A 13,041-nucleotide genomic window follows, 5' to 3' on the forward strand; every position below is an offset into this window, starting at 1 on the left:
AGCATGTTTTATAGCAGCATGAATCCAGCTTTGTTGAAAGGGTATCGACGTCGGTATTAAAAAAAACGGGATTGGCAAATTGATGCCAATCCCGTTTTCATTTTTAAGCTCATACATTTAGTGCTTAGGTTTATGCATTGTCTTAGCGCTTATTGGCCAAGCTTTGGTGTACGTGGCGGGATCATGCGCCTGTCACCTGTTGACTCAAATGCACCTGCAAATTTAAGCAGGTTATTATCGTCATAGGCGCGACCGGCGAAGGTCAAACCGACTGGCATGCCAATATCGGCCATCACGCCCATAGGCACAGTCACAGTCGGTACCCCTAAGTGACGAATCGCTAGGTTGCCGTTTGCCACCCACACTCCGTTGCTCCAAGCGATATCGGCGGAAGCCGGATTCACATGCGCATCGGCAGGGCCGACATCTGCCACGGTGGGGAACAGCACGGCATCGAGCTTAAGCTCGTCCATCCAGTCTTCGAGATCTAGCTTACGAGTCTTCTCTAAGCCACGCAGACCATCGGGAATGCTGTCGATCTGGTCATAGGATTTAAGACCGCGTTTGGCCATGTTGACGTACTCATCCATGCCCGCGGCGAGGTCGCCCTCACGATTCGGCAAGGTGCCTAAATCGTGGGGGAAAATCAGATAGCCGTTAACATCTTCAAGCTTGTTGAGTTTAGGGTCATTGTTAGCACGCAGGAATTCATCGAACGCCCAACCGGAGAGTTCCCATAGCTCATCATGGAGGAACTGAGGCGTGACTATGCCGCGGTTGAAGACAGTCGGCGCACCTGGGCGATCACCTTCGCAATTTGATACCAGCGGAAAGTCCACTTCAATCACTTCGGCGCCGACAGCTTCCAAGGCTTTGCGTGCCGCTTCCCACAAATCGATAACCGATTGGCGAGTATGGATACGTTGGCCCGTTGGGCCACCGATACCTGGGTTTTCGCTGGTGCCCGCTAATTCATCCTTATTGATGAACATGCGCGGTACCCCGAAACGCTTACCTTTAAGGGTGTCGGCTGAAGCGGCAAGCGCCAGATAAGATGCTGGACGGACTGTGGAGGCTTTAGGGATCTCAACCCAAGGTTGTAGACGCCATAGGTCACCACGGGTGATAGGGTCATCCGCAACAATCACATCCAGCACTTCGAGCATGTCTGCCATAGTACGAGTATAAGGCACGACGACATCCATGGTCGGTGTCAACGGCCAGTTGCCACGCACAGAAATCACGCCCCGCGACGGGGTATAGGCGCACAAACCATTATTCGATGCTGGCCCACGGCCGCTCGACCAAGTTTCTTCAGCAAGACCAAAAGCAGAGTAACTTGCCGCCGTGCCTGTGCCCGCCCCATTAGAAGAGCCCGAGGCGAACGGTGCTGTGAGGTAGTTAGCATTGTATGGACTTTCGGCGCGGCCATAGTGACCACGCTGCATGCCGCCATTGGCCATGGGTGGCATATTGGTTTTGCCTAAGCAAATGGCACCCGCGGCGCGTAGGCGCTCAACGGCAAAGGCATCGTATTGGGCAACCAAATTCTTAAACGCTGGACTGCCAGACGCCGCCGTCAGTCCCTTAACCAGATAGCTGTCTTTGGCAGTGTAAGGAATACCATCGAGTGGGCTTAAGGTTTCACCTCTAGCGCGGCGCGCATCTGACGCCTCAGCTTCTTTAAGCGCATCGGGATTGTGTACCACTAATGCATTGAGCTTAGTCTGGGTCGCTGGGCCGTCATACGCCTCAACCCGCGCGAGATACGACTTCACCAACTCAATCGCGGTGGTGCGGCCAGATTCGAGTGCTGCACGCAGCTCGGCAATGGAAACTTCAGTAACTTCAAACATCTTACGCCCTCCCGCTGAAAGCCAATGGTGTTACAACAACAGTGACATCAATCGTCATTATGTTCTCCTTGGGGTTACTTTCCAGAGGGGATCTGTTGGGTAATACAATGGATATTGCCGCCACCTAATAAAATCTCACGGGCTGGCACACCCACAATCTCATGCTCTGGGAAGATTTCCTGCAGTTTTTGGGCGGCGATATCATCGGTTGCAGGATCAAGCAGTGGGAACACGATGCGATGATTGGTGATTAAAAAGTTCACATAAGAACCGGCTAAACGCTCACCCGCCGTGCGTGGCACGCCAGTGCCTTCGGTCACACCTTTTGATTCTTCTTCGGTGCAATATAGCGGCCCAGGTTGTGGCAACAGATGGATTTTTAACTTACGGCCTTTGGCATCCACGGTATTTTGCAGCACATCGAGCGCCGCTTTTGAGCGAGGATACTGGGGATCGGTCTCATCATCAGTCCAGTGCAGAATGACTTCACCAGGACGGGCAAAACAGCACATATTGTCGATATGGCCATCGGTCTCATCCATATACACGCCATCTTGCAACCAGATAAACTGCTTAACATTCAAATATTCACGCAGTAAGTCTTCAATCTGTTCTTTCGTCAGATCTGGGTTGCGGTTGGCGTTGAGTAAACATTCGGCACTCGTCATACATGTGCCTTCACCGTCAACATGGATAGAACCCCCTTCGAGGATCAGCGGCGCGCTGTAACGGGCAAACCCATGTTGCTTAAGCATTTGCTGTGCAACTTGTTCGTCCTTATCCCATGGGAAGTACAAACCACCGTTATGGCCGCCCCAAGCGTTAAAGCCCCAGTCAACGCCACGGCATTCGCCATTATCATTCACAACTACGGTTGGCCCTGTATCGCGAGCCCAGCAATCGTTACTGTCCATTTCAACCAAGGTGACGTGCGATGGCATCACTTTTTGAGCTTCAGCTAAAAAGGCTTTAGGTACACCCATATACACGGGCGTTGCACCACCAATGGCATCGGCCACTTTAGCAAAGGTTGCTTGAGCATAAGCCCCAGCAGAGCGCCAATTATCGGGACGATATGGCCAAATCATCCATACGGCTTGCTGCGCCGCCCATTCGGCGGGCATATAAAAACCATCTTGTGATGGCTTAGTCGTTAACGGCGTGGCATCCACATTCGCGTTTGTCATGAATTTTGTCTCCAGTAATGCTCAAATCTATAAGGGAGTACGCCCCATTTTGGGCGACAGAATAGAAATACACCTAACATAATCAAATAAATCGAATGACCGTATTTATCACGCTGCGCTCATTACGAGCATTTATCACATGCATTCATCACATGTATAGTTAGGCCGAAATTGTTAGGTCTTCACTCAGTGAGTTTTAGCTTCATTGAAATATTGCTGCGTATCTTATCATTTAAGATGGCTTGCGCTAAATACTTGTATGCAGGACATAGATGAGAATTTATTGGGTCGTTAAATCGTCGATTTATTGCTCTTTGGGTGAATTTCACCACTACATGGCGCGAATGCACTTTTAGTTAAAATAAGACCTATTAAATAAGAACCCTAAGATCTGATCTCAGCATCAAAATAGCGCTTTTATTTTACCTCGCTTATCATCGCGTTATTATAGCCTTTTACTAACAAGCACTGCTGAGGCGTATTCTTTTTGTTCATCCTCAGTATTTAGCCTGTTTTAGCATTTATCTTTAAAGGAGGTAAGCATGACTTCCCAAACTGCGCCATTAACTTCATTTTCAACCACGGAACCTTCTACAACGGGATTTTCTATAACAGATGTTGAGCCGCTGCTTAACATTATGGAAAAACTGCGTGATCCGCACACGGGTTGCCCGTGGGATAAAGCACAAACCTTTCAAACCATAGTGCCTTTTACTTTAGAGGAAGCCTATGAAGTTGCCGATACCATAGAGCGTTTAGCCTGGGATGAGTTGCCCGATGAACTTGGGGATTTATTATTTCAAATCGTATTTTATTGTCAGCTCGGTAAAGAGCAGGGGCTGTTTGATTTTGCCACAGTGATTGAGAAAATCAGCGACAAGTTGACCCGCCGTCATCCCCATGTGTTTGGCGAACAAAATCCGCAAATAGGCGATAGCGCCCAAGCGATGAAAGCCAATTGGGAAGCAATTAAAGCGATTGAGCGTGAACAAAAGGCCCTGCAAGTGGCGGGTGAAACCCAAGCAGATACTGTGGTTTCTGCGTTAGACAATATTCCGCGTACCCAACCTGCGCTGTCGCGCTCAATCAAAATTCAGCAAAGGGTGGCGCGAGTCGGGTTTGATTGGGCCGAACTTGAACCTGTGGTCGCTAAAATCCATGAAGAAATCGATGAAGTCTTGCATGAAGTGAATCAAGACGAGCAAGACCAAGCTAAAGTGCAGTCCGAAATGGGCGACTTGCTGTTTGCCGTGGTGAATTTAGCTCGCCATCTTAAGGTCGATCCAGAACAAGCGTTGCGCCAAGCTAACCTTAAATTTGAACGCCGTTTTCGCGGTGTAGAACAGTTGGCGAGTGACAGCGGTAAAAGCATGGAAGAGCACACATTAATGGAGCTCGATGCCTATTGGGACCAAGTAAAAGCGATGGAGACGAGATAAACGGCAAATTATCCCGATTGGTGTTTGTCGAATCGCGCCGCCTTTGGTATACTACTGCCCCGTCCTAGTGCTTTCTTACAAGCACGTATTTTCAAACTCATTTTCTCAGGTTCAGCATGACTACAAGGTATATCTTCGTTACTGGTGGCGTTGTTTCATCACTAGGTAAAGGCATTGCAGCAGCATCATTAGCTGCAATTTTAGAGGCCCGCGGTCTCAATGTAACCATCATGAAACTGGACCCTTACATTAACGTTGATCCGGGTACCATGAGCCCAACCCAACATGGCGAAGTATTTGTTACTGAAGACGGTGCAGAAACAGATCTCGACTTGGGTCACTACGAGCGTTTCATTCGTACTAAGATGAATCGTCGTAACAACTTCACTACCGGTCGTATTTACGAAGAAGTATTACGTAAAGAACGTCGTGGCGATTATTTGGGCGCAACCATTCAGGTTATCCCACACATCACTAATGCGATTAAAGAAAAAGTATTAGCCGGTGGCGAAGGCCATGATGTCGCTATCGTCGAAATCGGCGGTACTGTGGGTGATATCGAATCCTTGCCGTTCCTAGAGTCTATCCGTCAGCTCGGTGTTGAGCTGGGTCGTGATCGTACTCTTTTCATGCATTTAACCTTAGTGCCTTTCTTAGGTGCTGCTGGCGAAGTGAAAACTAAGCCAACTCAACACTCAGTGAAAGAGCTGCGTTCTATCGGTATTGCACCAGATGTGTTGGTTTGCCGTGGTGACCGTGCGATTCCTGCTAATGAAAAAGCCAAAATCTCGCTGTTCTGTAACGTCGAAGAGCGTGCGGTTATTTCATTAAAAGATGTTGATAGTATTTATAAAATCCCAGCTTTGTTACGTTCACAAGGTTTGGATGACTTAGTGGTTAAGCGTTTCGGTTTAGAATGCCGTGAAGCGGATCTGTCTGAGTGGGAAAATGTGATTTATCAAGAAGCTAATCCAAACGGCGAAGTCGTTATTGGTATGGTGGGTAAATACATTGAACTGCCAGATGCCTATAAGTCAGTTAACGAAGCATTAAAACACGCTGGCCTTAAAAACCGCGTATCTGTGACCATCAAGTACATTGATTCACAAACCGTAGAAGCTAAAGGCGAAGAAGTCTTACAAGGCTTAGACGGTATCTTAGTACCAGGCGGTTTTGGTGAGCGTGGTGTTGAAGGTAAGATACTGGCGGCAAAATTTGCCCGTGAAAACAATTTACCGTATTTCGGTATTTGTTTAGGTATGCAAGTAGCACTGATTGAATTTGCGCGTAATGTTGCAGGTATGGCTGATGCACATTCAACTGAATTTAATAAAGAAACACCGTTCCCAGTGGTGGGTTTGATCACTGAATGGATTGACGAAGAAGGTAATATTGAGCAGCGCCATGAGGCGTCTGACTTAGGTGGCACTATGCGTTTAGGCGCTCAATTGTGTCATTTACTCGAGGGTTCAAAAGCGGCTCAAGCCTACAAAGGCAATAGCTGTGTAGAACGTCACCGTCACCGTTACGAAGTGAACAACAAATACAGAGAGCGTTTAGAGCAAGCTGGCATGATCTTCAGCGGTCTGTCTTCTGATCGCAAGCTGGTGGAAATGATCGAATTAAAAGATCACCCATGGTTTGTTGCAGGTCAATTCCATCCTGAGTTCACCTCAACTCCGCGCGATGGTCACCCATTGTTCGAAGGGTTTATTGCTGCGGCAAGTGCGCATCAAAAACGTGATCTGAAGTAAGAATATTTGAGGCCGGACCCGCGACAGTGGGGCCGGCCTTTTGTTACACTCATCAGACTTGAAACATAAGAACTTAATACCTCTGGGTATAAACAGCATGCGTACTAGTTGCATCTGTATGGACGCAAACCGTAAATGGAATTTTGTTATTTTCTGCGGTATGTGACTTCCATTTATTTCCATAGGTATTGGTTTTTTCTTTTATCTTTAAACTTAAATCGAGGGTGTTATGGCTAAGATTATTAACGTGATTGGTCGCGAGATTATGGATTCTCGTGGTAACCCAACTGTTGAAGCCGAAGTGCATTTAGAAGGTGGTTTTGTGGGTATGGCTGCGGCGCCTTCTGGTGCATCAACCGGTAGCCGTGAAGCGTTAGAATTACGTGATGGCGATAAGAGCCGTTATTTAGGCAAAGGCGTATTAACAGCTGTTGCTAACGTAAACGGTGTCATCCGCGCTGCATTATTAGGCAAAGATGCGACTGCACAAGCTGAGCTTGATCAAATCATGATCGACCTAGATGGCACAGAAAACAAAGACAAGTTAGGCGCAAACGCGATTCTGGCTGTGTCTTTAGCGGCTGCTAAAGCAGCAGCAGCATCTAAAGGTATTCCTTTATACGCGCATATCGCTGAATTAAACGGTACACCAGGCCAATATTCTATGCCTGTGCCTATGATGAACATCTTAAACGGTGGCGAGCACGCGGATAACAACGTTGATATTCAAGAATTCATGGTGCAACCTGTTGGCGCGAAAACCTTCCGTGAAGCACTGCGCATGGGCGCTGAAATCTTCCATACGTTGAAAAAAGTATTGCACGACAAAGGCCTAAGCACTTCTGTGGGTGACGAAGGTGGTTTTGCACCTAACTTAGCGTCAAACGCTGATGCGTTAGCCATTATCAAAGAAGCGGTTGAACTGGCTGGCTACAAGTTAGGTACTGATGTCACGTTAGCGCTGGATTGCGCTGCATCTGAATTCTACAAAGACGGCAAATACGATTTAGCGGGCGAAGGCAAAGTCTTCGACTCGAACGGTTTCTCTGATTTCTTAAAATCATTGGCTGACCAATACCCAATCGTGTCTATCGAAGATGGCTTAGACGAATCAGATTGGGATGGTTGGGCTTACCAAACTCAAATCATGGGCGACAAGATCCAATTAGTGGGCGACGATTTATTCGTTACTAACACTAAAATCTTAACCCGTGGTATTGAAAACGGTATTGCTAACTCAATCCTTATCAAGTTTAACCAAATTGGTTCATTGACTGAGACTTTAGCGGCCATTCGTATGGCGAAAGAAGCGGGTTATACCGCCGTGATTTCACATCGTAGTGGTGAGACTGAAGATTCAACCATTGCTGACTTAGCCGTGGGTACTGCTGCTGGTCAAATCAAAACCGGTTCACTGTGTCGTTCTGACCGTGTCGCTAAATACAACCAATTGCTGCGCATCGAAGAGCAATTAGGTGAAAAAGCCCCATACCGTGGTTTGAAAGAGATCAAAGGTCAGGCGTAATTTAATATTTGATGTAAAAAGGCCACCACTTGGTGGCCTTTTTTGTTGTACTATCTGCTGTATATTTTTTTAATCCAAGATACTGACGCTAATTCCTCCATGAAATTTTTTGTCATTGCACTCATAGTGCTACTCGGTGTACTGCAATTCCGTCTTTGGTCGGGAGGTAATAGTCTTCCTGAATATTTCGTTCTGCAAAAACAAATTGCCGCCCAGCAAGAAGGTAACGCCAAACTCAATGAGCGTAACCAAGTGCTGAAGGAAGAAATCATCGATCTGAAAAGTGGTACAGAAGCCATCGAAGAGCGCGCACGTAACGAACTTGGCATGGTTAAAGAAGGCGAGACCTTCTATCGCGTCGTGGGTGGTGAGCGCTCGGTATCGAGTCCATCTCAGTAATATGGAGTTAGGATGACAGAGCTAGGACATTTAGATCTTGGATTAAATGAACAATCCAATCCCGATAGCCAATCTGATCTGGTAACACAAATTGAATTGCAGCGCCAAGCTGAGCATGTCACTCAAGCTGTGGTTGCCATCGTTCCAGCTGCGGGCATAGGTAGCCGTATGGGCGCCGACAGACCTAAGCAATATCTTGAGGTGTGCGGCCAGAGTATTCTTGCTCATACCTTAGATAAGCTCTTGTCCCATCCGCACATTTCTCAAGTGATCGTCGCCTTACATTCGAACGATACTATCTTCGATACCTTGCCACAGGCCGTGCACCCCAAATTGATTACAGTATTAGGTGGCGGTGAGCGCGCTGATTCTGTGTTGGCGGCGCTGCAAATTGCGCCCGAGCACAGTTGGGCCTTAGTGCATGATGCGGCAAGACCTTGTTTAACCGCGACAGATATCGACAAGTTACTCGCATCCAGAGTGCAATTTCCCCAAGGTGCTATTTTGGCAATGCCTGTACGCGATACCATGAAGCGCGCGAATAAACAGGGTGAAATCAGTGCCACTGTGTGTCGCGATAATTTATGGCATGCATTGACGCCGCAGTTATTTCCAGCGCAGCAATTAAAAAATTACCTCAATGCGGCTCTGGCTGCAGGTGCGGTAGTCACAGATGAGGCTTCGGCGATGGAATGGGCGGGGATATCACCCGGACTCGTTTCGGGCCGTGCTGATAATATAAAAGTAACGCATCCCGACGATTTAGGGCTAGCCGAACTGTTTTTGATGCGTGCCGTTAAATAGTCATAATCAAAGTAAAATAATACGTTAGGAATATTAAATGAAAATCCGTATCGGCCATGGTTTCGATGTGCATAAATTTGGTGCGGCGCGGCCATTGATCCTTTGTGGCGTGGAAGTACCCTATGAAACAGGCCTAGTCGCACATTCAGATGGTGATGTGGTACTGCATGCGATTTCCGATGCCATCCTCGGTGCTTTAGCGCTCGGTGACATAGGCAAACATTTCCCCGATACCGATGCCGCCTATAAGGGGGCCGATAGCCGCGTATTGCTGCGTCATTGCTATGCTTTAGCGAGAGCGAAAGGCTTTGTGCTCGGCAATCTTGACGTCACTATCATAGCCCAAGCTCCTAAAATGGCACCGCACATAGAGGCAATGCGCCAGATATTAGCCGCCGATTTAACCGCGGAACTTGACGATATTAATGTCAAAGCGACCACGACTGAACAGCTTGGATTTACCGGGCGTAAAGAAGGTATTGCGGTAGAAGCCGTGGTACTTATGGCACGCAAACACGATTAACTTAAGAGTAAAAAAGTCCCATGAGCGAATTACATTATCTGTATGGTAAGCCTTTAGGTACAGCAGATCTAAGAACCCAAAATAGCGATTTTATCGTGAAAGAGATTTTGCCTTTTAGCCCGACGGGTGAAGGTGAACATCATATGCTGCATGTACGCAAAGAAGGGCTAAATACAGTACAAGTCGCTGAAATGATCGCTAAGTTCGCTAAGGTGCATCCAAAGGAAGTCACCTACGCTGGGCAAAAAGATAAAAATGCCATCACAGAACAGTGGTTCGGGGTGCGTATTCCAGGTAAAGAAACGCCTACTTGGAAGGAGCTCAATAGCGATCGTTTGACCATATTGTCGAGCAGCCGCCACAGCAAGAAACTGCGAATTGGTGCCTTAGTCGGTAACCGCTTTATTCTTACCCTGAGAAATGTCACCCAAGTGGAAGACATTATCAGTCGTATCGAAAAGGTCGCTCAAGTGGGCGTGCCCAATTACTTTGGTGAGCAGCGCTTTGGTCACGATGGCAAAAACTTAGTGTTTGGTCGCCAAATGATGGCGGGTAAAAAAGTGAAAGACAGAAATAAGCGCAGCATGTATTTGTCTGCCGTGCGCTCAAATCTGTTTAACACTGTAGTGTCGTACCGATTAGCCAACCATGGCACTAAGCCTTTAGCGGGTGATTGTGTGATGTTAGCGGGCAGCAAAAGCTTCTTTGTTACGCCTGAATGGGATCTCATCGTATTGAAGCGTCTGATTGAAAAAGACATTCAACTTTCTGCACCATTGTGGGGGCGCGGCATGATGTTACCCCAAGGTGAAGCTGCTGCGGTGGAAACCTTAGCCATGAGTGAGTTAGCTGACGATTGCTATGGTTTAGAGCACGCCGGATTAGAGCAAGAACGCCGTCCGTTACTGCTTGAGCCCCAAGGCCTTAAATACGAACAAACCGCCGATGGCTTAGTGCTGGAGTTTGTGTTGCCTGCGGGCAGTTTTGCAACATCGTTATTGAGAGAGTTGGTTAATTATCAAGATGTTAAAGAGCAGCAATGGCAAGCGACATTGGTGCAGGAGCCTGCGCCTGAGGTAATTAACGCTAACGTAGTGGCTAACATTGATACTGTTAAGACTGAAGCAGAGTCATGATCCGTATCCTTGTTAGCAATGACGATGGGATTAATGCTCCAGGTATCAAAGCCTTATCTGAGGCTTTGGCTGAAATTGCGACTGTGCTGACTGTGGGGCCGGATCGAAATTGCTCTGGTGCGAGCAACTCATTAACCTTGACTAATCCATTAAGAATTAATAGGTTAGATAATGGTTATATTTCCGTTCACGGTACACCGACAGATTGCGTTCATTTGGCTATCCGAGAATTATGTGATGGCGAACCTGATATGGTGGTGTCTGGCATCAATGCGGGGGCAAATATGGGTGATGACACCTTATATTCGGGGACGGTTGCCGCCGCGATGGAAGGACGCTTTTTAGGTTTTCCTGCAATAGCGATTTCGCTTAATGGCCGTAAATTCGAACATTATCAATCGGCTGCTGTTTATGCTCGGCGGATAGTTCAAGGTTTGTTGGCCCAGCCTTTGGCAAAAGATCAGATCTTAAATGTGAATGTGCCTGACTTGCCACTTGATCAAATTAAAGGCATCAAAGTGACTCGCCTCGGCGCTCGTCATAAGGCCGAAGGCATAGTGCGAACGCAAGATCCTGCCGGACGTGAAATCTTCTGGCTTGGTCCACCGGGACAAGAGCAGGATGCCACAGAGGGCACTGATTTTCATGCTATCGCCAATGGCTATGTTTCAATTACGCCCTTGACGGTTGATTTAACCGCCTACGGACAACTAACGGCATTGCAAAATTGGGTAGATAAAATATGACTCGAGTTGCCTTAACATCGGCGGTGAATTTAGCTAAAAAGCTTCAAGATGCGGGGATCCGTAATCAAGCCGTGTTAAAGGCGATATCGCATACGCCGCGAGAAATGTTTCTCGATAATGCGCTAGCCCATAAAGCCTATGAAAATACGGCTTTGCCAATTGGACAAGGGCAAACCATTTCGCAGCCTTATATTGTTGCCCGTATGAGCGAACTCTTACTGCACAAGATGCCACTGCGAGTGTTAGAAGTGGGGACGGGATCGGGCTATCAGGCAGCCATTTTGGCTCAATTGGTGCCTCAGCTTTGTACTATCGAACGGATCAAAGGTTTACAAATTCAAGCAAGACAGCGTTTAAAACGATTAGATTTGCATAATGTGTCGTTCAAATATGGTGATGGTTGGTTGGGATGGGCTAATCGTAGTCCGTTCGATGCCATTATGGTGACTGCGGCGGCGGCGACTATACCAGAAGCTTTATTGTCTCAGTTGGCTGATGGAGGGGTGTTAGTCTTACCTGTGGGAGAGGATACTCAACAATTGATGCGTATTACGCGCACTGCTGACCGCTTTAGTTCTGAAACCATTGAAACGGTTAAATTTGTACCTTTAATTAATGGAGAGTTAGCTTAACCTTGTGTTGTGCTACTGTGTTAAGCGAAGTGCTTGTTTTGCACAGAAGGCGTCATTTTCTCATCATAAACAGTAATACAACCTTACCAAGGAGTTTTTATTGTTGAATGCGGGTTTACTCTTAAACCTTTGCTTTATATTTCTGCTTGTAGGCTGTAGCTTTCAGGCCAGCAGACCCGCACCCGTCGAAAATATTTCTCATAGCTACTCTAAAAATAGCAAAGGCCACATTAAATCGAATTCATATAAAGTTAAAAAAGGTGACACTCTCTACTCTATTTCTTGGGCTGCAGGGAAAGACTTTTCTGAAATAGCTAAACTTAATCAATTAGATAACCCTTATACAATTTACCCTGGACAGATTTTATATTTAACTAATGCTAAATCTAGTAACCAATCAAAATCTACGACTTTAGATGGAAATATAACGGGTAATTCAGATGCTAACTCAAGTAAAAGTGATAAAAAACAATTAGATGATAAGGTTTATCAGTCTAATGCTAAGTCAAGTGACGATCTGAAAAAAACACTTGATCAGAAAGCTAAGCCCGCGTACCTTGTAACAAGTTACCAACAAAATGTTAACCAACTAATGGTTCCACCCACCTCAACACTGCCAGCCAGTGTGAGTCAGTGGCAGTGGCCAGTAAGAGGGAAGTTAATCGGAACTTATTCTGCCAATGAGCAGGGAAATAAAGGTATTAAGATCGCGGGAAATCGGGGAGATATCATCAAAGCTGCTGCAGATGGGCGGGTGGTATACGCAGGAAGTGCTCTTAGGGGTTACGGTAATTTAGTGATTATTAAACATAGTGACGATTACCTTAGTGCTTATGCTCATACGGACAAGATCTTAGTCAAAGAAAAGCAACATGTCCTCGCAGGGCAGACTGTTGCAAAAATGGGCAATACAGGTGCCAATCGGGTAATGTTACATTTTGAAATTCGTTACCATGGACAGTCTGTAAACCCACTTACTTATTTACCTAAACAATGATTGTTTGGGGCCTTGTTGGCAAATGGAGGATAGGAAATTGCAC

General features: G+C 46.7%; 12 protein-coding genes. 10 read left to right on the forward strand and 2 right to left on the reverse strand.

Annotated features, from left to right (window positions below; all coding sequences use genetic code 11):
* Nucleotides 1-149: 149 nt before the first annotated feature.
* Together RA178_RS06040 and aguA are read right to left on the reverse strand one after the other, a co-directional pair.
* A complete protein-coding gene (locus tag RA178_RS06040) occupies nucleotides 150-1,856 on the reverse strand; it encodes an amidase (protein ID WP_306684925.1) in 1,707 nt (568 codons plus the stop codon).
* Between the two features lie 74 nt (nucleotides 1,857-1,930).
* Complete coding sequence (aguA, locus tag RA178_RS06045; RefSeq protein ID WP_306684926.1) at nucleotides 1,931-3,043, reverse strand: agmatine deiminase; 1,113 nt, start codon at nucleotides 3,041-3,043, stop codon at nucleotides 1,931-1,933.
* A 542-nt stretch (nucleotides 3,044-3,585) separates the two neighbouring features.
* Between aguA and mazG the strand changes: the two genes are divergently transcribed.
* The 10 genes from mazG to RA178_RS06095 all read left to right on the forward strand — a co-directional run bounded on the left by mazG (nucleotide 3,586) and on the right by RA178_RS06095 (nucleotide 12,998).
* Nucleotides 3,586-4,482 carry a nucleoside triphosphate pyrophosphohydrolase gene (gene mazG, locus RA178_RS06050; RefSeq protein WP_306684927.1) on the forward strand — a complete coding sequence of 299 codons (897 nt, stop codon included), beginning with the start codon at nucleotides 3,586-3,588 and terminating at the stop codon, nucleotides 4,480-4,482.
* Between the two features lie 116 nt (nucleotides 4,483-4,598).
* A complete protein-coding gene (gene pyrG / locus RA178_RS06055) occupies nucleotides 4,599-6,236 on the forward strand; it encodes a CTP synthase (RefSeq protein WP_306684928.1) in 1,638 nt (545 codons plus the stop codon).
* Between the two features lie 229 nt (nucleotides 6,237-6,465).
* A complete protein-coding gene (gene eno, locus RA178_RS06060) occupies nucleotides 6,466-7,761 on the forward strand; it encodes a phosphopyruvate hydratase (RefSeq protein WP_105251763.1) in 1,296 nt (431 codons plus the stop codon).
* Nucleotides 7,762-7,860: 99 nt separating this feature from the next.
* Entirely contained in the window at nucleotides 7,861-8,160 is a 300-nt protein-coding gene (ftsB, locus tag RA178_RS06065; RefSeq protein WP_105253074.1) for a cell division protein FtsB, read from the forward strand.
* Nucleotides 8,161-8,172: 12 nt separating this feature from the next.
* The gene (gene ispD / locus RA178_RS06070) at nucleotides 8,173-8,964 is read left to right on the forward strand and encodes a 2-C-methyl-D-erythritol 4-phosphate cytidylyltransferase (protein WP_212601489.1); all 792 of its coding nucleotides are present in this window, start codon (nucleotides 8,173-8,175) and stop codon (nucleotides 8,962-8,964) included.
* 37 nt (nucleotides 8,965-9,001) lie between these two features.
* Nucleotides 9,002-9,487, forward strand: a complete 486-nt coding sequence (ispF, locus tag RA178_RS06075) for a 2-C-methyl-D-erythritol 2,4-cyclodiphosphate synthase (RefSeq protein WP_168822943.1) — start codon at nucleotides 9,002-9,004, stop codon at nucleotides 9,485-9,487.
* A gap of 20 nt (nucleotides 9,488-9,507) precedes the next feature.
* Complete coding sequence (gene truD / locus RA178_RS06080) at nucleotides 9,508-10,623, forward strand: tRNA pseudouridine(13) synthase TruD (RefSeq protein ID WP_168822946.1); 1,116 nt, start codon at nucleotides 9,508-9,510, stop codon at nucleotides 10,621-10,623.
* Nucleotides 10,620-11,369 (forward strand): 5'/3'-nucleotidase SurE, encoded by a 750-nt coding sequence (gene surE / locus RA178_RS06085; protein ID WP_105251808.1) that lies wholly within the window; start codon nucleotides 10,620-10,622, stop codon nucleotides 11,367-11,369. Before truD ends, surE begins: the two co-directional genes overlap by 4 nt.
* Nucleotides 11,366-12,001 carry a protein-L-isoaspartate(D-aspartate) O-methyltransferase gene (locus tag RA178_RS06090; protein ID WP_306684929.1) on the forward strand — a complete coding sequence of 212 codons (636 nt, stop codon included), beginning with the start codon at nucleotides 11,366-11,368 and terminating at the stop codon, nucleotides 11,999-12,001. Before surE ends, RA178_RS06090 begins: the two co-directional genes overlap by 4 nt.
* Nucleotides 12,002-12,101: 100 nt before the next feature.
* On the forward strand, nucleotides 12,102-12,998 hold the full coding sequence (locus RA178_RS06095; RefSeq protein WP_306684930.1) for a peptidoglycan DD-metalloendopeptidase family protein: 897 nt from the start codon (nucleotides 12,102-12,104) through the stop codon (nucleotides 12,996-12,998).
* The last annotated feature ends 43 nt before the right edge of the window (nucleotides 12,999-13,041 follow it).

Source organism: Shewanella oncorhynchi, from assembly GCF_030848765.1.
In the GTDB taxonomy this organism is placed as follows: Bacteria; Pseudomonadota; Gammaproteobacteria; order Enterobacterales; family Shewanellaceae; genus Shewanella; species Shewanella oncorhynchi.